We start from the raw sequence: 23154 nt of genomic DNA, 5'->3' as shown, positions 1-23154 counted from the left end.
TAATTAGTGAGATTTTCCGGTTTTCTTTTTTTCAGCCGGTTGCTTTGCAGCTCCGTTCAACAGGTCATCATAGGCCGCTGGTTTTTCCAGCACGCGCAAAGCTTCCTGCAAACTGGCGTTGTCCGTATTGATCACCTGCAGGTAATAATCGTTGCCGGCAAACAGCTGGCTGGCCAGTCTGCCTTTCAGCTCCAGCGACAACAGGCTGATGATCCTGTCCCTGCTGCCTGGATACAACGGCATTCCTTCTTTTTCCGCAGCCCCCACTACCTGCTGTACGAGGTAGTCCGGTACCGTGTACTGCCTGTTAAAGGTTTTAAAATCGTTATAACTGGCCAGCAGGCTGGCGCGGTTGCTGTCGAGATAATCAAAGGTGGCCTTGCCGGTCAGGTCATGTGCGGCAACGTTTTGCAGCCAACCGTTATGTTCCACCGTATCCAGTGGAATGAATTTGTCGGGCATGATGCCGCCGCCGCCAAATACCGTGCGTTTTTTAATCAGGGTGGAGTATTTCAGCGAGTCAGGGAAATGCACTACGTCGGCGTGCAACAGTTCACCGCTGGCGAGCCGCGTTTGTGCGTTATCGTTATAGGTGTCGCCATGGTAAGGTTTCTGGATAGACCTGCCTGAAGGGGTATAATAGCGGGCGCCTGTCAGCTCCAGCACAGAACCGTCGAACACAGGAACGGGGCGTTGCATCAGGCCTTTGCCAAAGCTTCTCCTGCCTATGATCACCGCCCTGTCCCAGTCCTGCAGGGCGCCGGTTAGTATTTCCGCCGCTGAAGCCGTATACTGATCGATCAGCACCAGCAGCTTCCCTTCCATAAAGCTGCCAAAACCGCCGGTATAATAGTAGTCTTTGCCTTTGTTTTTTCCGACGCTGTAAAACACGAGCTTGTCTTTCGGCAGGAACTCGTCCGCTACGCCGATGGCCGCCTGCACATAGCCGCCACCGTTACCCTGCAAATCGAGGATAAGGTTTTTCATGCCCTGCGCTTTCAGGGAAGCCAAGGCCTGGTCCATCTCATTGCGGGTGGTTTCGTTGAAAATACGCAATGAGATATAACCGGTCTGGTCATTGACCATATACGCTGAGCGGACAGACCTGTCGGGCACCGTGCCACGCACAATGTCACGGGCAAACTGCTCCCCGCCCGATTTCCGGTGTATCTCCAGTGACACGGAAGTACCTTTCTCTCCCCGTATTTTTTTCATGATGGCAAAATTAGTCTCCCCTTTCACCGGCACCTTATTGATAGCGGTGATCCTGTCGCCGGCCTGTAAGCCGGCCTTTTCGGCTGGTCCGCCAGGTACGATCTGCGTGATGTACAACGTATCGTTCTGCATCATATACTGGATACCGATGCCGGCAAAATTGCCTTTCATGGCCTCCTGCATCTGCGCTGCCTCTTCGCCGGAAAAGTAACGGGAATGCGGGTCCAGCTGCCGCATCATGCCCGCAATCGCGGCGTTGACCAACGTTTCATCGCTCAGTGAATCAACATAATTGCCCTGAATAGCTTTTAACGTTTGCCACAGCTTCTCCTTCGGATTTACCTGCGCTTTTAACGGGAGTGATAATCCCGCCAAACCGAGGGACACCAGGACATATTTCCTCAATATCATAATCTATTTTTCAGCTTTTAATAATTCAATGGCATAGCTCAGTTCATCTGCCAGCTTACTGGGGCTGCCGGAATATCCTTCGGCCGTATAACGCATCACCCCATCTTTTAAAATCACTTTTCTCGGAATAGCGGAAGACTGGAAGAAAGGCACAAACGTTTTAAATACAGCATCCTGTTCACCTGTCTTTTTATTGACAGCATCGTGTAACAAATGAAACCGGAAGCCTTCTTTTTTAACATAGCCTACGGACTTCGCCTTGTAATCGCCATTTTGCATAGTGCCCACCATATACACAGCAACCTGCGGATCGGCCGCATATTTGTCTACCAGCATCTGCATACCCGGAAACGCGCTGATACAGGGTTTGCACCAGGTGGCCCAGAAATCCAGTACTACAATTTTATCGCCCCATTCGCTGGACCTGACGGTGTTTCCATCAGCATCTTCCAGCGCAAAAGGCACATATTCCTGATGGGTCATATGTGACTTTACGGTAGCTTCCAGTTCATCCTTGTCTTTACCGGACTTCAGGGAAGCCAGGTAGCTGTCAAAAGCGCCCGGCGTTTTATTGTTCGCCGTAAAGAGGGTTTTAAGGGTGTCCATCATACCGGCCGTCATGGCATTGGCTTTGGTGCAGTTTTCCAGGAAAGGCAGCATGGCCTGCTGATCGCCTGTTTGCTGCATAATGCTGAGATGTATGCTGTTCAGGTCCGCATTGGCATAGGCGCCTTTGGCAGACAGGTACCTGAAATAGTCCTTTGCTGCAGCATATTGTTTACGTGCATACAATAGGGAGATATGAGTACCCAACTGATTGTCCAGCTGCTCACTGGCATTGGCCGCAGCCTGTTCCCGGTTAAAAACGCCGGCCTCTTCATAAGACCGGTCGCCCACTTTTTTGATCAGCTCATTGATGACGGGTGTCGAGATCCTGCTCAGTGTATCATATCCAACTGTTTTGAAAACAAATGCCCGCATAACGTTCCAGCGGTATATTTCATTTTCCGTTTTGAAGTTCAGCGGTGTACAGAATGTCACCAGTTTATCAAACTGACGGGTATCCATATACGCAGTGCCCAGGCCCCTGTGAACACTGTAGTAGATAAACTCCTGCCTGTTGGGGGCCTTTTTCCACTCTTCATAGGGGAAAGCCTTCAAAAAACTTTCTGACGCGGCAGTCAGGTCCGCCAGTGTTTTGGTGGCAGTAACCTTATGATAGGCTACCAGCCGTGCGGCCTCGCCTTTGGGATATTTTTGTAACAGCAGCTGCTGCAGCTCCTCCCCTTTTTTAATATCCTTCAGACTGAACTGGTAGTACCGCTGAATATCTGACAACTGTTGTTCCGTCAGGTCTGTTCTTTTGATCAGTTCTTTCGGATCAGCATTCCGGTATTGCTCCTGGCTTTGCGCCATTACGGCCATGCCACAAAAAAGCAGGCTGACACCTAACAGGCCGGTTTTTCTTTTCATATCTTTTTTTCTCATGTTAACGTTGATTTTGTGTAAGCTCAGGGTTTAACTCAATATTTTTTGGCGGGATTGGGTATACATAACGGTCGCCGGGTTGCAGCGTGTAAGTAACGCCGGCGAATACACGCGTTTCCGTTTCGGCCATGCCTGCTTCCACGCTCAGCCGCCGCTGGTCAAACCAGCGAAGCCCGGTGCCAAACAGTTCCCGCCTTCTTTCGTCAAGGACTATACGCAATGCGTCGGCAGCGGAAGATGCGGTCAGCGCCACGAAAGCTGCGGGTGCAAAACGTTTCATCCTGAGATTGTTGACCAGCGTCATAGCGTCGCTTGTCTTGCCGCCACGCGCCAGCCCTTCAGCGGCTGTCAGCATCATTTCCGGCACAGATAATCCGGACAATATCCCATCGTTGGCAAAAAGCTGGTCGCGGTAGGAACCACGGCCGGCAAAGGCTGGCTGAAAGGTGCTGCCGTTCCTGGTAAACAGGGAATAACGCAGGTCGTCTGGTGTGAACTTATTTAACAGCTCCGTGCTTAACGGTAAATTGATATTCCCGGCTTTGATTGATTTTTTGTTCAGGACCACTTCGGGATTGTCCAGCCGGCGGGGATATTTTTTTCCGCCGGTGGCGTAGTCGTTCAGGTCCAGCAGGGTGCTTTGCAGGCCAAGCGCTTTGGCGGCATTGTCGGCCGCTTCGTTGTACCGTTGCATATACAGATAAGTTCTGGCCAGCAGCCCGTAACCGGCAGCTTTGCCCGGATGCAGGTTATTGGACGGTACGTCCGGCAATAACGGCAACGCCTGTGTGATATCCTGGATGATCTGGTCGTACACCTGTTTAACAGAAGCCCGGTTCAGCGGCACAAACAGATCCGGTTTTAGCAACAGCGGCAACCCCGGATCGGTGGCAGCCGTGGAGGCGTTATATACCCTCGCGTACAGATTGACCAGCGAGAGGTACGCAGCGGCCCGTTGCGCCTGTGCTTCGGCGTAAGCGCTGCGTTTCTGCACGTCGGGGCCATCGCTTGTCATGACGTTGGCAGTGATCTGGTTGCAGACATAAATCTGGTTATACAGCTGGTCCCAGCCGGCATCGCTCTGGTCTGAGGTATAATAGTCTGCCGCCCAGGTATAAATATTTTTCAGCTCATTGGTCAACAGTCTTTCCAGGCTGGCATTGGCGCCCAGGTCGATATCATCGGCAGACAACGTTGGCAGGCTGACAGACGTTTCAAACAGGCCTACGTTGTTCAGCAGCCGCTGATAGTCGGCCACGTAGATGAACTCCCGCTGGTTAGGTTGTTTCACTTCCACGTACTTACGGCAGGAAGTTGTTCCCATCGTTAATGCCAGTAGTGGAATGCATATATGTTTCATGTTCATGTCAATCAATTTTTCCGGTATTAGAAAGATGCGTTCAGGCTGATGAAATAGCTGCGTGCAGGCGGCAGGTTGGTATAGTTGGTGCTCATGGCGTAGCTGGGATCTACACCGGACTTGTTATTTTTCCAGATAAGCCCCAGGTTACGTACAGAGAAGTTCACGCCCACTGACTTTACCGCCATGCGCGTCAACAAAGCGGAAGGCACCTGGTATCCCAGCGATATTTGTTGCAGGCGGACGTGGCTGGCGCTTTCCACCAGCAGGTCCGACATTTTATAACGGTTGCTGCTGTTGGTGGACACGTTCACCAGGCCCGGAACATTGGTGAACTGCTCATCGCCGGGTTTGCGCCAGCGAAGCGCCAGGTCCTGCTGTGTGCCAATCAGTCCGATGTAATTATTGGTTTGATAGTCGGGATAGTTTTGAATAGACAGCCTGCGGAACACATGGCCCATTTCATAGGTAATGCGAACGCCGAACGTAAACGATTTGTACCTGAAATCGTTGAACAGCCCGCCAAAATAAGGCGGCGTGGTACGGCCCATGTACACGAGGTCTTTAGCGGAGATAGCATTATTGGGCATATCTGCGTTCACGATTTTTCCGTCGGCGGTATATACCTGCGAACGGCCTTTGTCATCCAGTCCTGCCCAGCGATAGGCATACAGGAAGTCGCGCGGCATTCCTTCAATGGGCGTGCTGCTGCCAACGGCCATGCTGCTGGTAGGTGGTGTGAAGCGGGCATCCGTGACCACGTTGGTATTGTAGGAGAAATTGAAAGTACTGCTCCAGCCAAAGTCACGGCCTTTGAAGATATCGCCTCTTACGCCGATATCATAACCATGCCCTTTCATGCTGGCGGCATTATAATACAGGCTGGTCCAGCCGTAGGTGCTGTTGATGGGGAACTGCCATAAAATATCACTGGTCTTTTTCGTATAGGCGTCAGCGCTAAGATGCAGCCGGTTGTTCAACAAATCGAGGTCCACGCCGAAGTTCCACGTCTTTGTGAGCTCCCAGCCTATTTTGTTATTAGCCGGCGCCTGTACGCTGCCATAAGGTTCCCTGGTGTTCGGGTCAAGTCCCATCAGGTTCAGCAGTGCGGCATTACTTGCGCTGGTGGGCACGGCGCCACCGGTACCATAGGTGATGCGCACGTCGAGGTTATTGAGCCAGTCCCGGGATTTCATAAAGTCTTCTGAAGTAACGTTCCATTTAACACCGGTGCTCCACAACGGCCTTGCACGCTGGCTGCGGGAAGCGCCGGCCAGGGAAAAATCGTCGAAACGCAGGCTTCCGGAGATAACGTAGCGGTTGTTCATCACAGACAAAGCGCCGTTGCCATAGTAAGACAGGAACCTGTTGATGCCCCTGTTGATGCTTCCATCGGAGAAACCAAGGGTGGAAGACCATCCCATCACCGTTGTATAGCTCACGTTAGGGTTCCAGGATGCGGAGGCATAGGTGTCCTGGTCAAACCCGAAGCGGGTTTGTTGATAACCAGTGTATTTGCTTTCCCGGATTTCCGTGCCGGCGAGCGCATTCAGCGTTAAAAAAGGCGTCAGTGTTTTATTCACGTTTACCTGTCCGCGAAGGCCGTAGCTGATATCCGTCCGGTTGGTGCTGATCATTTTTCCTCCGTAAGGCACGCCGTACACCAGTTTGCCGTTTGGCCCCACCGTGGTGGCGGTATTGATCAGCACCCTGCTGTCGTAGCTGTTCAGCTCACTAAGGTTGATCGTTTCCGTCAGGTTGCGTTGCAGACTGCCTGCCACGCTGACGTTCATCCAGTCGGTGATTTTGGTGGTGATGTCTGTATTAAGGCGATAACGATTGGCTTTAGCAGTGGTATTGCCGTAGTTAAGCTCCTGCAGCGGGCTATAGGTCCATGGCAGGTACCCTTTGCTGAGAAAGTCTGCTGCCACTTCATCCCGGAAATCGATGGACCGGGCGATAGGATTGCCGGAAGCATCTGCCAGCATTTCATAAGGGCGTAATGCCAAACGCCCGTTTCCGATGGCGTTTAGGGCCGCCATGTTGGAAACGGTGTTGGCAAAGTTATAATTGATGCCGGTGTTGATGGTCACACGGTTATTGAACAATTCATTACTGAGATTGGCGGTCACAAAGTAGCTCTCGCCTTTGTTGCTGCGGAACACAGGCACATCTTTCGTATAGTTGGTAGAAATATAATAGGTGCTGTGTTGTCCTCCACCGGAGAAAGACAGGTTATACTGTTGCGATACGGCCCGTTGCAACAGCAGGTCGCGGATCTGCCCGCGGTTATCCTTCTGGCTGAGGGCAGACAGGGCGGAGTCGCGCTGACTGGCAGTGGCCGTGCCCCTGTCTACTTTAAACATCCACTCCAACGCTTCGCTGACAGGCTGGTTCTGGTTAAAGGTCATCCAGCTGTTGTCCCATTTGGCCGGGTCGGAAAAGAAGCCGAGGCCTTTCATCTCTTTCTCGAGGTCGATGTAATCCGCCGTGTTCATGCGGTTGAGTTTTTTCATATCGACAGGATTGGACAGGCTCAGATTGGTGCTGAAGTTCAGCTGGGAGGAATTTTTCTTCCCTTTTTTGGTAGTGATCACAATCACGCCGTTGGCGGCTTTGGCTCCCCAGATGGAGGTAGCGGCGGCATCTTTGAGGATTGTGATCGATTCAATGTCTTCGGGATTATACCTGCTTAATACAGAGCTGCCGCTGGCGCCGTTGATGGCGCCCCTGGTTTCCAGGTCCTGGTCAACGGCCGGAAATCCGTCGATGACAATCAGCGGCGTGCTGCCATCTGAAGGCTGGAGGGTATTGACGCCCCGGATGGAAATTTTATTGTTGCGTACATCGAAGCGTACGCCGGGCGCCACGCCTTCGAGACGTTCCATCAGGCTCACCGCCGGCACTGTTTTAAGCTGTTTGCTGGTGATCTGTTCAAAAGCGCCGGTGGCCCTTTCTTTGGGCAGCGCCTGGTAACCGGTGGACATGACATTGACTTCCTGTAGCTGGCGCACATCGGTTTCCAGTTGCGCGTTGATCACTGTCTTATCGCCCACCTCCACTTTCAGCGGCGTCATGCCCATGAAGGTAAAGACGATGGCATTGGTCTTCTGATGCAGGCGCAGGGCATATCTGCCGTCGCTGCTGGTGATGCTGCCGAAGCGAATGGCATACCCCTCCGGGATGACGGTCACCCCTATGAGCGGACGGCCGTCTTTATCCGTTACCGTGCCCGTGATGGTTTGCACATAATCCTGTTCCGTTTTGAGCGGCGCCGCATCGTTCGCCATGGGCATGGCGTCCTGGCTTTTGGCCGGCCGGGTGTCGCGGATGATGGTATAATAATTTTCTTGTACGTAGAGGAAAATAAATCCTTTATTGTAGAGCAGTTCCTTCAGTACCGCTTCCACCGGCTCTTTCTTTGTCAGCGGCTTTTTCAGGCTGACGAGGATATTGTCCAGCAGATGTTCTTCATAGGAAAAGCGGGTGCCGTACACGGCCTTCACTTCGTCCAGGGCAGCTTTCAGCTTTATCTGCTGTTGTGCAAATAGTTTCCCCGGCAGTGTTACACAGAGGCAACACATGACAAATAACAATCGTCTGTACATGTAACTAATTTTGGCTGATAATTAAATGATTGGCTTCTCTTCTGATTTTCAGGTTAAATATTTTACGGACCACAAAAAGGATGTCTTCCGCGCTGTTGGCCGGCACCGTGCCTGACAGCCGTTTTTGTGCCAGCTCCGGCGGACCTTCGAGTATAATTTCATACCCGTAGTTGTCTTCCAGCAGGTCAATGATTTCCCGGAGGGAATAACCGTCCAGGTCCAGTTCGTTGACAGTCCAGGCTTTGTTGGCCTGCGGCTTTCTGTCCATGGCCGTCAGCTGTTGTTTGCTGCTGTCATAGGCAAAAGCCTCTCCCGGCCGGAGCACTTTGATAAATACACCGGCTTTCTCTATCCGGAGGCTGCCTTCCAGCAGGGATATTTCGGTATGGCCGCGGCGGTTGCGGACGTTGAACTTAGTGCCCAGTACCGTCAGTGACAGATCGCTCACGTGCACATGAAACGAATCCGATTGCTGCAGGCGGTTTTTGATGGCCACATGCCTGACTTCAAAATAGGCTTCCCCATTGAGCCATATTTCCCTCGGCTTGTCCGTCTTCCAGGAGCGGGCATAATGGATAGAGGAATTACCATTCAGCGTAACGATGGACTCGTCCGGCAATAATACCTGCTGATGATTGCCAAATACAGTACGGTAGGATTTCTCACCATGTGAAGACAGCTCCCTGATAAACAGCATGGACATCACCACTGCGGCCGCGGCGGCCGTCCATCTGAATATCAGCTTCAAAGGCCGGTAGTAGCGTTGGCGGCGTTGTTCATAGACCGCTATTTCCCCGCTGATGTTGCTCCAAAGCCGCGACTGGCCTGTAGCGGGCGTATACGCCTGCTGATTGTTCAGTAGCAGTATCCAGGCACGCGCCTCTTCCATGGAAGCCCTTTTGTCCGGATACTGTGCGGACAACTCCTCCCACCAGGTCTTTGCGTTCTCGTCCCACTTCAATACATGACGTGTAAACTCATCGTCTTCAAAAAAAGAAGCAGTGGTATACCGTGCATAGTTCCTGTCCTGTTTTTCCATACCTGTTTATAGATACACGACACTTTTAAATTTTATCCCTTCCTCCCGGAAGAAATTAAAAAAATCAATATAAAGGGCACAAAAATGAATATCATTCAATAACAATAGAGAAAAGGAATGCTGTATTAGATTTTTTTCAATGCAATAACAGCAGACAAAATAAGGAGATCAGTTTTGGACAGGTATTGCCGAAGCGTATCAATGGCTTTGTAAACCAATTTATAGGTACTGGACACGGAAAGCTGCATGAGTACAGCTATTTCCTCGTATTCCATTTCTTCATAATAACGCAGGTGGATGATTTCCCGTTGGCGCGGTGTCATTTTGCCCAGCGCCGTGGCCAGGTCCCTGCTTATTTTCTCCAGCCGTTCACGGCTGATCATCGTATGCTCATAAGCCAGTTCCTGCGGTAATTCGGGCCAGTCGTCCGGCACCGAGAAGGTATATTTCCGTTGCTGCGCCTCCAGCATACGAAGCAGCACGCGCCGGAAAGCCTTGTACAGGTAGTTCTTCACCGAACCTGTTTCCCGGATGCTTTCACGGTTTTTCCAGAGCTTCACAAACAGCTCCTGCAATGCATCTTCAATCAGATGATCGTCTGCGGTAAACCGGTGCCCATAGTTAAAAAGCGGAGCATAATATTTATCAAAGACCGCCTGCAGGGAGGATTCATCTCCTGAACGAAAAGCATCCCATATATCTCTTTCATCCTGCATGACGTTTAGCTAATTCGGTTGGCAACGGTGCGAAGTTGCTGAAAATGTTTTACATTTCAAATATTCCACAGCAACCGGAACTGACAATTATTTACCGCCACCAATACGCAACACACTTAACAAATCAGGCACATATGTAAGTCAGGCAGTTTGTTTGCCTAACCGGCAATAGCTTCTTTTTTGATGGCGTTATTTTTCTTCATAACATTGCACCTGAGAAGCAGTCAACGGATAATTTAAAAAAATTATTTGTCTTTTTTACAATTATTTTTAATTTACAGGCAGTCGGCCGCTTTGAGCCGGGGATACGTTTTAGCAGAGTTTTAGTCAATATTAACTGTCGCCGCTGCATTTTATTTTAGAAGCCGGGATATCACAATAGCGTTCCTATGCTGCGACCATAAATTCCAAGTTCAACACGTTATGATGCGCGTTTTCCTTTTGATGGCCATGTTGGCGCTACCTTTTCAGGCTTTCACACAGACGGCCCCCTACAACTTTTCCAAACTGGACATTTATTCCGGTTTGTCCCATAACCAGGTAACAGCCATCCTGAAGGACACCGCAGGTTATCTCTGGTTTGGCACCGTGTCGGGGCTGAACCGGTATGACGGTTATACCTGTAAGGCACTACGCCACCGGCAGAACGACAGCACCTCGCTGACAGACAACTACGTGCTTTCCCTGTATGAACTTCCGGATGAAAAAATATGGGTGGCCACCAAAGGCGGGCCCGCTGTTTATGACATTTACAGGGAATGTTTCAATACTAACCACAACGCCTATCTGAAATCTTTAGGGTTTCCCGAAGGCACTGTCTCCAACATCACCAAAGGACCTAAAGGAAGATACTGGTTCCTGTATGAGAACGGCGATTTATGGCTATATGCGGGCAAACAGGCGAAAAAAATGACAACCGGCCCCGGTGAGAAGATCATTGCCGTGCAGGAATCAGCCGACGGCAAACTGTGGGCACTACGCCAGAACGGCGTTCTACTGGCGTATGACATCACTTCCGGTAAAACTGTCCTCACCAGCACCGCCGTGCAACAACAGGCCCAGGGACACAATCCCGCCAGCCTGTTTATCGACAGCGACGGCGATATATGGCTGTGGAGCTTCTCCGGGGGCGCCTTTCTTTATCATCCGCAGGACAATTCCGTGAAACCGTTTAATGAAAACTCCGCTCCCTCCCGTCTGCAATCCAGCCTTGTCAGCCAGATCGTGCAGGACAACAACGGTACCATATGGATAGCCACCGACCATGGCGGAGTAGCGTTAATTGACAAAAAGAACGGCTTTCATACCAGCTACCTGCTCAACGACCCAAAAAACCCGCAGAGCCTGAGCCAGAACAGCATTAACGCACTGTATAAAGACAACAACGGCATCCTCTGGCTGGGCACCTATAAACAAGGGGTGAACTATCTGAACAGCAATATCCTGCGGTTCCCGTACTACCACCACCAGGACTCAGACAGCAGAAGCCTTCCCTATGATGATGTGAACCGCTTCGTGGAAGACAAACTAGGTAACCTCTGGATAGGCACCAACGGCGGCGGACTGATTTACTTCGACAGAAAAAACAATACCTTCCGGCAATACCTCCACGATCCCGCCAACCCTAACAGCATCAGCAATAATGTGATCGTCAGCATGTGGCTCGACCATCAGAACGTACTCTGGATAGGCACCTACTTCGGAGGGCTCAACAGCTTCGATGGTAAAAAATTCACCCGCTACCGCCATAGTGACCAGGACGCCACTTCCCTTGCTGATGATAAAGTATGGGAAATTTATGAAGACAGACACCACAACCTGTGGGTCGGCACCTGGGGATCGGGGCTGGACCTGCTCGACAGGAAGACGGGCCGCTTTACGCACTTCTACCGGGAAAAGACCGGCAACCAATCGTCCAACTACATCTCCGCCCTGATGGAAGACCGCAACGGCAATTTATGGACCGGCACCACCTATGGCATCATGGTCTTTTCCCGCGACAGGAAACAAATCACCACCTACCGCCAGGGTACCGGCAAGAAAAGCCTGAGCAGCAATAACGTGCTCTGTTTCCAGGAAGACAGCAAAGGCAGAATATGGATAGGCACCCATGAAGGATTGAACCTGTTCAATGAGAAGACCGGCGACTTTGAGCTGTTCACCATGGCCGATGGATTCCCCGACAATATCATCCTCAATGTACTGGAAGACAACCATCAAAGGTTCTGGCTTTCCACGCCCAGCGGCCTTTGCAGCGCCATGCCACACCAGAAAGGCAACTGCATCACACTGTCCATCGCCGGTTATGACGAATCCAACAACCTGCAGAACCGGGAATTCAATGACAATGCCGCACTCAAAACCAGCACCGGTGAACTGGTTTTCGGCGGTCCTTCCGGTTTCAATATCATCAACACCGGCCAGACGCAAAAACCGGCCAGTCATGCCAAACTGATCTTCACCGGCCTGCAGATACTGAACAACACCATCAAACCGGGAGAAACCGTCAATGGCCGCGTGGTGCTGGAACAGTCCCTGTCTAAGCTCCCCGGCATTGATCTAAAATACAGCGAAAACGTTTTTTCCATCGAATTCGCGTCGCTGGACTACGGCCACAAGTCACACTACCGGTACGCCTACACGCTGGAAGGGTTTAATACCGACTGGCTCTATGCAGACGGTGATCAACGCAAAGCCACCTACACCAACCTGGACCCGGGACACTATACTTTTAAAGTCAAAGCGCTCAACAGCGACGGCTCCTGGAGCGAGCCCATATCATTGAACATCCATGTGGAACCGCCTTTCTGGCGAACGCCCTTCGCCTTTGTGATATACCTGCTGTCAGCCGCGGGCCTGCTGTTACTGGCCCGCCGCATTACACTGGACAGGATACACATGCGGTACGAAGTGGAACAGCAGCGCCGCGAAGCCGAAAGGGCCCATGCGATAGAACAGGTCAAAACAAAATTCTTCACCAACGTAAGCCACGAGTTACGCACACCGCTCAGCCTGATCATTTCTCCTCTGGACACCATCATCAAAAACACGCCTGATGAAGGCCAGCAAAAACAACTGGGACTGGTGCTCCGCAATGCCAAAAGGCTGCTGAACCTCGTCAACCAGCTGCTGGACTTCAGGAAAATGGAAGTACAGGCCATCCGGCTGCACCTGGCCATGGGCGACATTGTACAGTTTATCCACGATATCAGCCGGTCCTTTACGGACATCGCCGAAAAGAAGAAAATCACCTTTAATTTCTCTTCCGCTATCGACAGTCTCGGGATTTATTTTGATAAAGACAAAATTGAAAAGATCCTGTTCAACCTGCTGTCTAACGCTTTCAAATACACGCCGGACGGCGGCGCTGTAGACCTTCGCCTGGCGTATGATCCATCCGGCAACGAAAACGAAGCCATGCTGGTGATAGAAGTGGAAGATACCGGCATCGGCATTGCCGACAACCAGCAACAGAAAATCTTTGAACGTTTCTTTCAGACAGAAGTGCCGGCAGATATGGCCAACCAGGGCACAGGGATAGGACTGGCCATCACCCGGGAGTTCGTCAAACTCCACCAGGGCATGATCTCCGTAAAAAGCACACCAGGCAAAGGCACCTGTTTTACAGTACGGATTCCCGCCAGGAAAATGAATGACCAGAGCATTCGCAGCACTACCCCACTGGTAACAGAAGAAGATGCCGCACAAATGCTCTCGGAAGAAATGCGGAAGAACGGCAAAATGAAAACCATCCTGGTAGTGGAAGACAACGAAGACCTGCGCTTCTACCTGAAAGACAACCTCAGAGGACAGTATCATATTGAAGAAGCCACGAACGGACTGGAAGGCTGGGAGAAAGTAAAACAATGCAACCCTGACCTGGTGGTCAGTGATATCATGATGCCTTTATCAGATGGTATCGATCTTGTCAAAAAAATCAGAACGGAAACCGGTACAGCGCATATCCCTGTAGTGCTGCTCACCGCCGTAGGCGATGAAGGCCGGCAGCTACAGGCATTTTCAGCCGGCGCCAACGATTATATCACCAAGCCCTTTACCTTTGAAATACTGGACTCCAGAATTAAAAACCTGCTGGCCCAGCAGAAGCTATTACAGAAAAGATTCCAGAAACAGATTGAAGTAAACCCGGCAGAAATAACCGTCACCTCAGTAGATGAAACCTTTTTACAGAACACCCTGGACGTGATCGAAAAACAAATGGACAACCCGGATTTTTCTGTAGAAGACTTCAGTGCGGCCATGCATATGAACCGGGTAACGCTGTACCGCAAAATACTGGCGCTTACCGGCAAATCCCCGCTGGAGTTCATCCGTTCCATCCGGCTGAAGCGCGCGGCGCAGCTGCTGGAAAAAAGCGGCATGACCGTCGCCGAGATTGCCTATAAGGTGGGATTCAATAATCCCAAACAGTTCTCAAAGTTCTTTAAGGAAGAGTTTAAGGTATTACCATCGCAATATGCTGTCAGTAAAAAAGAGACAGACAGTTGATCGTAGTGGCTGCGTTATCTATCTTACTAAAAAGGAAACAGCGGCCATAAAAATGACCGCTGCCTGCAAATAGGGGTTTATACAAAATATCATATCAACGTTTACGGGCAAACGAAATTCAATCATCTCAAAACACCCGTCAACAGCATTATGGTTGTTGCGCAACGTAATTGTACACCATGAGCGCGGGCCCGTCGCACGAGGTACGTATGACACCCAGCTGCATGGACTTTTCAGACAGTGAAATTAACCGGATGTTACCCCATGCGCTCACGCAGGCGTCGCGGCCGGCATCGTGGATAGGCGTGGCATCCGTCATCGTGAGCTTTTTGGTATTGACGTCCAGGTAAAAAGTTCCGCTTTCAGTGCCCCTGGAAGGCACCTGGGTATGTACCACTTTCACGAAAGGACCACCCTTCAGGCTAAACGTCATGGTACCATAATCGCCGGCCGGCATCAGCCAGGCATTGTCTGCGTATTTAGGCGCCCATGACCAGCAGTCGCCGCCGGTTTTCATACAATCGCCTCCCCAGCCGTTGTCAGTACCGTAGAAAAAGAGCGGGCCGTCAAACACGGTGGCCTTGATATCCAGCACCCATGTTCTCTCCTGCCCCACACCGCCGGTCAATGCATTCCACATCGGATCATTGACGTAGTTCAGGTTGTCGGCGGTCACATGGATAGTGACAGCATCCAGTTGCACCATACCGCCGCCGGTGAGCGCAGACCGCCGGACCACATAATCACCTTTGAAGGCAAAGTGAACAGTGTCTGTCTGGCGGCTGGACCTGCCGGTGCCATAATCCCATACCGGGATGATTTCACTGGTATGGTTGATCAGGTACAACGTGTTGCCGCCCGGATCAACGGTAAGGTCCTGTTTCACTTCCATATTGACCGCCGCTTTATCAGGCAATGCCGGCAGGCTGTATTCTTTCTTTTTACAGGATATTGATATCAACAGCAGCAATAACGCCGCTTTCAGGTATAGAGGCTTATGCATAAAAGTGTTTTTTGGATGATCACCAGCCGGCGTTCTGTTTCAGTACGCCATTAGACAGGGTCACCTGGGAATAGGGAATTTGTGACAGTCCTTGTGTTTCAGTGATTTTACCAGCCTGTATCGTCTTGGGCGTGCTTACATCACCGTTTTTCACCGTGGTGGTTTCCGCGATGGCAGCGGCTGCCGTGGCAATGCCCTGGCGCAGCAGGTCCCAGTAACGGATACCTTCTCCGGCAAATTCCAATCTTCTTTCGTTCATGATATTATCCTTGCTGACCGGCAGCTGTACAAAACTATCGCCGAAAGCGCGTTTGCGCACATTGTCAAAATACAACTGCGCATTGGGAGAGCCCAGTTCCGCGGCCATCAGCAACACGTCGGCATAACGGATAGACACGTAGTCCTGGTACTGCCCGATCATAAAGTTGGTACCGCCCATTTTCACAGCGAGGCTGTTGCCCGCATTATCTACCAACGGCGTGTATTTCTTCATATAATAGCCGGTATACTCACGCTGATCTTTACTATTGGTAAAAGCCAGCCCTTCATCTGCGATGGATATGATCGTGGCTTTCCTCCTGGTATCATTGGCCGCATAGGCATTCCAAAGCCGGGGCGCGACAGGGCTGCCGCCCCATCCCATGCCATAGGGAAAAACGCTCTGACCGCGCATTCCATTCATTACCATCCAGTAGTTACCGTCAGCGTTACCGTTGTAATCGCTGGTATAAGTGTATTTAATGGCAAACACTGTTTCTTTGTTGTCTTCTCCCACATAGTCATCGAGCGACGCAGCCGGCCACAGGTTCCCGAATTTTTCCACGAGCCCGAACCCGCCGTTGGTCACCACGTCTTCGAGATAGGACAACGCCTGTTGTTTGGATACTGTGCCCACGAGGTCTGTCTTGCCATAATAACCGGTATAATACAGATACACACGGCCTAACAGGGCTTCTGCCGCCCATTTTGTCACCCTTCCATGGGTGGCGACAGGCTGGCTGGAATAATTCACGGCAGGGAGATTATTGGCCGCAAACACCAGGTCGTCCGTAATGAGTTTATACACGCTGTCCGGACTGGCCTGCGGCAGATTGTCGGTGGTAGGTTTGGCCAGCAGCGGGATATTTCCCCACAGTCTCACCATATCAAAATAAAGATAAGCGCGGATGAACCTTGTTTCGGATTCATATACCGGGCGCAGGTTTTCGCTGCCTTTCCATTCCACCTGGTCCAGGTGCGTGAGCAGCATATTGGCCCGGTAGATGGCTTTATAGTAGGCGCTCCAGTTGTCGCCGTACAAACTTTGATCGGAAGGAGAACGGAGCTTGTCAAACTCGTCGATCATCTGGTAACCGAATCCGTCGGCATTGCCTGTGCCGCCAAAAGCGTTATCAGACAATATTTCCGATGCTATCGGCAGTGATACGCCGCCGTTCCATACGGTCTGCAGTCCGTCGTATACGCCTACCAGCGCCTTAAACGCATCGTTGGGCGTCTTATAAAAGTTCTGCTCTGTGGCGGTCGTCACATCTTCTGTGTCAAGGAAGCTTTTGCTGCAGGCGGCCAGTGATGCCAGCGCGAAGAGCAGTGTATATATGCGTAGCTTTTTCATCTTTCAGGTTGATTTTGGTTAGAAGCGAAGATTAGCGCCTATCATAACGGTCCTGGGCCTTGGGTAATAACCGATGTCCACACCGGTGGAGAATCCTTCATTGTAGCCAATTTCAGGGTCCATACCGTTGTATTTGGTAAAGGTGAAGGCGTTCAGTACGGAAGCGTATATACGCAGTTTCCCGGTGTAGTTGCGTGATATCATTTTGGAGAAATCATATCCCAGCGTGATGGTGTTAATACGCAGGAAGCTGCCGTCATGGATGTACAGGTCGGAGAACTGTGTCCAGTTGCGGTTGTCTTCCGTCACCCTCGGCATAGTGTTGGACGAACCGGGACCGTGCCAGCGGTCGAGAATGGCCGTGGAATAGTTGCCCAGCGCGCTGGACTGGTTGCGCCATGACTGTACGATTTTATTGCCTGACACGCCGGAAGCCTGTACGAGGAAGTCGAAGCCTTTATAGTCCAATGCTATGTTAAAGCCAAAAGTGAAGTGCGGGTTCGGGTCGCCGATCATGGTCTTGTCATTGGCGTCGATAACGCCGTCGCCGTTGAGGTCCACGAAACGTACATCACCGGGTTTGGCATCCGGCTGGATAGGTTTGCCGGCTTTGCCTTTGTAGTCGTTCACTTCCGCTTCTGTCTGGAAGATGCCTGCGGTTTTCAGTCCCCAGAAATATCCGATAGGCAGTCCGTTGGCCGCTCTGTAAAACTCGAGCGCATTTTCATACAGCGTATTGGTATTGCCGTGGATGATATGATCGTTCGTAGGGATGTTACCGATTTTGTTTTTGTTGTAGGCGCCGTTGACACCCACTGTATAATGGAACGAGTGCCCTATGCTGTTCTGATAGGAAAGCGCCAGTTCCACACCGGTGTTGCTTACGTCACCGCCGTTGATCAGCGGTGCGTCAGCGCCGGCAGTGGCCAGTATCGGCGCGCTGATCAGCCAGTCCTTGGTCTTTTTGATATAGTAGTCGAACGTAACGCTGAGGTTTTTCATCAGTGATGCATCGAAGCCGATGTTGGTCTGTTCCGATGTCTCCCATTTCACATTGGGATTGGCCAGCCGGCTGGGATAAGCGCCTTGTGTATTGACGCCTTCCGTTGGTCCGAAGATATAAGATGCATTATTGAAAGCAATGGGTGACAGGTACTGATAAGCCGCTACGTTCTGGTTGCCCACCTGGCCCCAGGTAGCGCGCAGCTTGAAGAAGTCCAGCCAGTGCACATCTTCCATAAATCCTTCTTTGTTGACTACCCAACCGGCAGACACGGAGGGGAAATACCCCCAGCGGTGGTCCGGCGCAAAACGGGAGGAACCGTCAGCACGGAAGGTCATGTTCAGGAGATATTTCTCTTTGTAGTTATACTGTAACCTGCCGAAGTAAGACGCCAGTGAGTTGGTGAACGGGCCGCCGCTCAGGCTCATGTACGGCGCGCCTCTGGTCACGTTTTGCGCCACGGAAAGATAGGCATGCCAGATGTCAGCGATGCGCAGGTCGCGGTTGTTGCCCGTCATGCTGACACCGGTGGCTTTCAGCGCCGAAGTACCTGCCATCACGCTGAAGCTGTGGTCGTTGCCAAGCGTAAAATCATAGCTCAGGGAGTTATCAAACTGGATGGTCTGACCGCTGCCCATGGACTGTGTCACCCTGGAGGTATCGTTGAACGAATAGATAGAGAGATGATACACCGGCGTGAAGCCATGGCTTTGGTTGGCGTAGTAGTTCAGTCCCAGGCTGGAGCGGAACTTCAGCCCTTTGATGGGTTCCGCCTGAAGGTATACATCACCGAAGAGGCCCTGGCTGCTGTTGCGGCTCTGGTTGGAATAGTACATCACCGCATAGGGATTGGACTCGCCGTTGTTCCAGGCCCGGTCAGGCTTTCCGGGGTACCAGCCGGTTTTATCTGCGGCGAAGAAATTGCCGTCGCTGTCATACATCGGCAGGAAGGGGCTGGTGGTAAAGGCCGCGCGCAGCGAGTTGTTATACTGGTTGCCTACGCCGATACCATAGGTGTTCTGATAGTTGAACGTCAGGTGCTCCCCTGCTTTGATGATGTCTTTATATAATTTATGCTCCGAATTAATACGGAAGGTGTAACGTTCGAGGTTGGAGATACCGGCGCCTCCCACGATACCGCCCTGGCTGGTGTATCCTAACGACATCGAATATACGGAAGCGGCGCTGCCGCCCTGTACGCCAAGCACATAGTTCTGGGTAGGCACGTTGCTTTTAAACATCTCGTCCATCCAGTTGGTACCGGCTGACAGGTTGTTGATCACGTCGTTGGTGAAATACGGCGCCTTGCCGGAGTTGACCGCCGCTTCATTCATGATCACCGCATATTCTTTTGCGTTGAGCAGTTTCGCTTTGCGGGCCACGTTTTGCAGGCCATAGAAAACATCCAGCGTCACCTGCGCTTTCTGATTGGCTTTGCCGGTGCGTGTAGTCACGAGGATAACGCCGTTGGCCGCCTGTGAACCGTAGATCGCTGCCGAAGCGGCGTCTTTCAGCACATCGATGGAGGCGATATCAGCGGGATTGAGGTAGGTGATATCGCTGGTCTGTACGCCATCAACAATATACAGGGGCGCAAAATTGCCCACGGTGCCTTTACCGCGGATGACCACGTTCATGGCTGAACCGGGCTGACCGGAATAGCTGGTAAGCTGTACGCCCGGCGCCTGTCCCTGTAAAGCCTGTAAGGCGTTGGTGGTATTCTGTTTTTGAAGATCATCGCCCCTCACCTGCAGATTGGCGCCGGTGACAAGTTTCTTCTTTTGCACGCCGTAACCGATTACTACGAGGTCTTCGATCTGAACGACGGACTCCTGTAGTTGCAGGTTCATTTCTGTGCCGGTCACTTTTACCTCCTGTGGCACATAACCAACAGAAGTCACCACCAGTACGGCGCCGGGAGCGGCTTCAATTTTAAAGAAACCGCTGTTGTCCGTAACAGCACCTTTGGTGGTCCCTTTCAGGGTTACGGAAGCGCCCACTACTGACGCAGCTGTTTTGCCGGAAGTGACCCGGCCCGTTACCATGTGCGTTTGCGCGATAACGGAATGGCTTATCAGTAATATGACAGTCAGCCATGCATACAGCAATAACTGTCCTGTATTTTTTTGAGCTTTTTTCATAATAGTCTGGCGTTTGGATTTTGGTAGTAGATAAAACCGTTGCTTATATGCTGATCGTCAATTTTTTCCCTTCGTAACGGACTTCCTGATCGGCTTTCCCTCCAGGGTCCAGCGGTTTGGGCGCCGTTGCGCTCACCCGGACGATCCGGAAAGTGCGCTGTTGCAACATGCCGCTGAATGCCCCTTTACGCTCGCCGATAGTGAGTTGCCGGGTGCTTTCATTGTAGTCGATCGGGATAATGGTATACTGTCCTTTCTCGTAGTTGTAGGAACTGCCGTCATCTTCGTACAGGCGGAAAGTGCCGTTCTTACCGGCATAGACGTACAGCGTAATGGTGTCTGCCGGTTTTTCGGACGTGTATTGCAGTTCCGGCCCTATCGGAATAATGGCCCCTTCTTTTGCATAGAGCGGCATACGGCCATAGGGCGCATCGGCGGTGATCCTTTTTCCGCCGGCATTCCGGACGCCGGTGTACAGGTCGTACCAGCCTTGTCCCGCAGGCAGGTACACTTCCCTGTTGCGTTGTTTGTACTGGTAAACAGGGTTCACCAGCAAGGAAGGCCCGAACATGAACTGGTCGCCGATGTTCTGCACGGCGGTGTCGCCGGCAAAGTCCATGACCAGTCCGCGCATTATCGTATAGTCGTTGTGGTACGCTGCGCCGGCGAGTGAATAGCTGTAAGGCAGCAACCGGTAACGGAGCTTATCGTAGTACAGGAAACTTTCGTAGGCGGGATGGTCTTCCGGTGCGACGTTAAAAATTTCCCGGTAGGGGAACTGGCCGTGTGTACGGAACAGCGGTACAAAGGCGCCGAACTGTGTCCAGCGGGTGTTCAGCTCCCGCCATTCTTCCAGGCTTTCCGCGTCCGGCTTTTCAAATTTCGCCGGCACTACGAAACCGCCGATGTCCATGGTCCAGTAAGGCAGGCCGGACAGCGAGAAGTTGATACCAGCGGCGATCTGTGTTTTCATATCGCGCCAGGTGGCGCCGATATCACCGCTCCAGATGGCAGCGGCATAGCGCTGCGAGCCGCCGAAGCCGGAGCGGGTCAGCAGGAACACCCTTTTATCAGGGTCTGTCTGCCGTTGCCCTTCATAAATACCTTTGGCATTTTGCAGCGGATAGGCGTTCAGGTATTCCGCTGCGGGGCCCAGCGCGGTGGGCGTCATCTGCAGTTTGCGTTTAGCCGGGCTTACATTGGACAGGATATCCGGCTCGCTGGCATCCATCCACCAGGCATCAATACCTTTGGCATACAGCTTTTCGTTGATCAGGTCCCAGAAACCTTTACGGGCATCCGCATTAAAAGCATCGTAAAACGTAGAGACGTAACCCTGAGCGATCCAGTCCCGTTGTTCATCGGCTATATTTCTTTTATAGAGCCATCCTTTTTTTTCAAACTCCCGGTAAGCGGGGATATCTTTATAAAACTTGGGCCATACCGATATCATGATCTGTGTATGGTATTTTTTGTGCAATACATCGATCATACTGTCAGGTGACGGGAACCTGGCCGCGTCAAACTCCTGGCTTCCCCAGGCGGCTTCTTTCCAGTAGCTCCAGTCCAGCACAATATTGTCCAGCGGGATGTTTTTTTTGCGGAACTGGTCCACCGTGGTCAGTATCTCCTCCTGTGTTTTGTAGCGTTCCCGGCTTTGCCAGAAGCCCATCGCCCATTTGGGCATGATCGGCGCTTTACCGGTGAGTGTGCGGTAACCGGCGATCACTTCGTCCATATTGGCACCGTGCACGAAATAATAATCTACCTGATGACCGGCTTCCGAAGCGAAACCAACGCAGCGCTGTTCTTCCTTGCTCAGCGGTGCCTGCCACTTCAGCGACAGATAAGATTCCGGGCTTTCGGGCGTCCATTCAATTTTTACCGGCACCTTCACCCCTTTTTCAAGATGAACAGGCACCAGCGCCGGGGCCGGGTTCCAGGCTTTGCGCCAATGGTCCAGCACCAGTTTTCCGTTGAGCCATACTTTGAGCGTGCCACCGAAGGTAAACCGCAGTTGATGCAGCCCGGAAAGGTGACTGGCCACACTACCTTCCCATGAGGCCACCCCGGTGGCCGGTGTGAACCCTTGCGGAAGCACGACTTTTGAATCTCCCAAAAACTCCATATTAATAGCTGATTCCGCCCTGGTAGCAACTACCTCTTGCGGCTTACGGGCGTCATTGGCATAAGCGGCCGTGAGCCATCCTTCTTCCCCGTTTTTGGAGAAAAGCTGTAAGTCGGACAGCGGGTGCAGCGGACGTATATCTCCTGCGGTAGTGAGCGAGTAGTTGTCCCACAGGATACCATAATTTTTAGGGGAGACGAGGAAAGGGATGGCCACCTCGGTGTTGTTCTGGAAAAAAGAGACCTGCTGGCCTTTATAATTATATACCCCGTCCTGGTGTTGTCCCAGGCCATACCAGGCGTCATCATCCGTGCCCTCGAACTGTTGGGTCAGCTGGTAATATGAACGGCCATCAAATATAGCGGGCTGAAAAGTCCTGCCACCGGCAGGTTTCTCCATCAGTATTTTTTTACCTTTGGCATCCAGGAAAGAGACGGCGCCGGTCTTCAGCTGCACTACTGCCGTCAGGTTTTTGGTTTTCAGGCTGACTGTTTCACCGGAAGCTGTCAGCTTCCATTGGGGAACCGGTCTTTTGGTGTCCACTGTCATCAGGCTCGGCGCGGGTGACAGTTCTTTTCCCGGTGCGGCCACTACCCTGATGATATCATCGCTAATGACATATAGCCGGACGGTGTTGGAAGTTCCTGTAAAAGAGGGATCGGTATATATGGTGACCCCATCTTTGGTTTGTAAATAAAACGGCGTGCCTGCCATCGAAACGTGGTAAACAAGCATAAGCAAAAGCCAGGCGACAGTTATCGTCCTTTTCATAACGTGGTAAAAATCTTGCGTGGAACAATGCTGTAAAGTTGGCTAATGTGGGGGAATATGAGGGGTGGCAGATGTTGCGTTTTGGGGTAATAAATGTTGCAACGGACTCATTTTCATGCTTCCTGAAAATAAATTCATCCACATACAGTT

Annotated in this window: 11 protein-coding genes; 1 reads left to right on the top strand and 10 read right to left on the bottom strand. The window is 51.7% G+C overall.

Features of this window, described 5'->3' with window-relative positions:
- Positions 1 to 3: 3 nt before the first annotated feature.
- The 6 genes from HGH92_RS25150 to HGH92_RS25125 form a co-directional block, all read right to left on the bottom strand.
- Positions 4 to 1626, bottom strand: coding sequence for a S41 family peptidase (locus tag HGH92_RS25150; RefSeq protein WP_168873569.1), 1623 nt, complete (start codon positions 1624 to 1626; stop codon positions 4 to 6).
- 3 nt (positions 1627 to 1629) lie between these two features.
- Entirely contained in the window at positions 1630 to 3114 is a 1485-nt protein-coding gene (locus HGH92_RS25145) for a TlpA disulfide reductase family protein (protein WP_168873568.1), read from the bottom strand.
- Between the two features lies 1 nt (position 3115).
- Positions 3116 to 4480: a RagB/SusD family nutrient uptake outer membrane protein gene (locus HGH92_RS25140; RefSeq protein ID WP_168873567.1), complete on the bottom strand. Its 1365-nt coding sequence runs from the start codon at positions 4478 to 4480 to the stop codon at positions 3116 to 3118.
- Between the two features lie 20 nt (positions 4481 to 4500).
- A complete protein-coding gene (locus tag HGH92_RS25135) occupies positions 4501 to 8082 on the bottom strand; it encodes a SusC/RagA family TonB-linked outer membrane protein (RefSeq protein ID WP_168873566.1) in 3582 nt (1193 codons plus the stop codon).
- Positions 8083 to 8086: 4 nt separating this feature from the next.
- Entirely contained in the window at positions 8087 to 9121 is a 1035-nt protein-coding gene (locus HGH92_RS25130) for a FecR family protein (protein ID WP_168873565.1), read from the bottom strand.
- A 125-nt stretch (positions 9122 to 9246) separates the two neighbouring features.
- On the bottom strand, positions 9247 to 9837 hold the full coding sequence (locus HGH92_RS25125) for an RNA polymerase sigma factor (protein ID WP_168873564.1): 591 nt from the start codon (positions 9835 to 9837) through the stop codon (positions 9247 to 9249).
- Positions 9838 to 10260: 423 nt separating this feature from the next.
- On the opposite strand from HGH92_RS25125, the gene HGH92_RS25120 reads away from it, so the two are divergent.
- Positions 10261 to 14346, top strand: coding sequence for a two-component regulator propeller domain-containing protein (locus HGH92_RS25120; RefSeq protein ID WP_168873563.1), 4086 nt, complete (start codon positions 10261 to 10263; stop codon positions 14344 to 14346).
- A 148-nt stretch (positions 14347 to 14494) separates the two neighbouring features.
- Here HGH92_RS25120 and HGH92_RS25115 read toward each other — a convergent pair whose 3' ends face one another.
- From HGH92_RS25115 to HGH92_RS25100, 4 genes are read right to left on the bottom strand one after another with little or no spacing between them, the layout of a single operon-like run.
- Positions 14495 to 15349 carry a hypothetical protein gene (locus HGH92_RS25115; protein WP_168873562.1) on the bottom strand — a complete coding sequence of 285 codons (855 nt, stop codon included), beginning with the start codon at positions 15347 to 15349 and terminating at the stop codon, positions 14495 to 14497.
- Between the two features lie 19 nt (positions 15350 to 15368).
- Positions 15369 to 16961, bottom strand: a complete 1593-nt coding sequence (locus HGH92_RS25110) for a RagB/SusD family nutrient uptake outer membrane protein (protein WP_168873561.1) — start codon at positions 16959 to 16961, stop codon at positions 15369 to 15371.
- A gap of 18 nt (positions 16962 to 16979) precedes the next feature.
- On the bottom strand, positions 16980 to 20105 hold the full coding sequence (locus tag HGH92_RS25105; protein WP_168873560.1) for a SusC/RagA family TonB-linked outer membrane protein: 3126 nt from the start codon (positions 20103 to 20105) through the stop codon (positions 16980 to 16982).
- 43 nt (positions 20106 to 20148) lie between these two features.
- Positions 20149 to 23004: a TIM-barrel domain-containing protein gene (locus HGH92_RS25100; RefSeq protein ID WP_168873559.1), complete on the bottom strand. Its 2856-nt coding sequence runs from the start codon at positions 23002 to 23004 to the stop codon at positions 20149 to 20151.
- Positions 23005 to 23154 lie beyond the last annotated feature (150 nt).

The sequence above is a fragment of the Chitinophaga varians genome, assembly GCF_012641275.1.
In the GTDB taxonomy this organism is placed as follows: Bacteria; Bacteroidota; Bacteroidia; order Chitinophagales; family Chitinophagaceae; genus Chitinophaga; species Chitinophaga varians_A.
Note: the sequence above shows the minus strand (reverse complement) of the source record. Positions and strands in the feature narration are given on the sequence as shown.

Coding starts and splice junctions, on each gene's coding strand:
- HGH92_RS25150 (WP_168873569.1), bottom strand. CDS start 1,626: ATGATATTGAGGAAATATGTCCTGGTGTCCCTCGGTTTGGCGGGATTA.
- HGH92_RS25145 (WP_168873568.1), bottom strand. CDS start 3,114: ATGAGAAAAAAAGATATGAAAAGAAAAACCGGCCTGTTAGGTGTCAGC.
- HGH92_RS25140 (WP_168873567.1), bottom strand. CDS start 4,480: ATGAACATGAAACATATATGCATTCCACTACTGGCATTAACGATGGGA.
- HGH92_RS25135 (WP_168873566.1), bottom strand. CDS start 8,082: ATGTACAGACGATTGTTATTTGTCATGTGTTGCCTCTGTGTAACACTG.
- HGH92_RS25130 (WP_168873565.1), bottom strand. CDS start 9,121: ATGGAAAAACAGGACAGGAACTATGCACGGTATACCACTGCTTCTTTT.
- HGH92_RS25125 (WP_168873564.1), bottom strand. CDS start 9,837: ATGCAGGATGAAAGAGATATATGGGATGCTTTTCGTTCAGGAGATGAA.
- HGH92_RS25120 (WP_168873563.1), top strand. CDS start 10,261: ATGATGCGCGTTTTCCTTTTGATGGCCATGTTGGCGCTACCTTTTCAG.
- HGH92_RS25115 (WP_168873562.1), bottom strand. CDS start 15,349: ATGCATAAGCCTCTATACCTGAAAGCGGCGTTATTGCTGCTGTTGATA.
- HGH92_RS25110 (WP_168873561.1), bottom strand. CDS start 16,961: ATGAAAAAGCTACGCATATATACACTGCTCTTCGCGCTGGCATCACTG.
- HGH92_RS25105 (WP_168873560.1), bottom strand. CDS start 20,105: ATGAAAAAAGCTCAAAAAAATACAGGACAGTTATTGCTGTATGCATGG.
- HGH92_RS25100 (WP_168873559.1), bottom strand. CDS start 23,004: ATGAAAAGGACGATAACTGTCGCCTGGCTTTTGCTTATGCTTGTTTAC.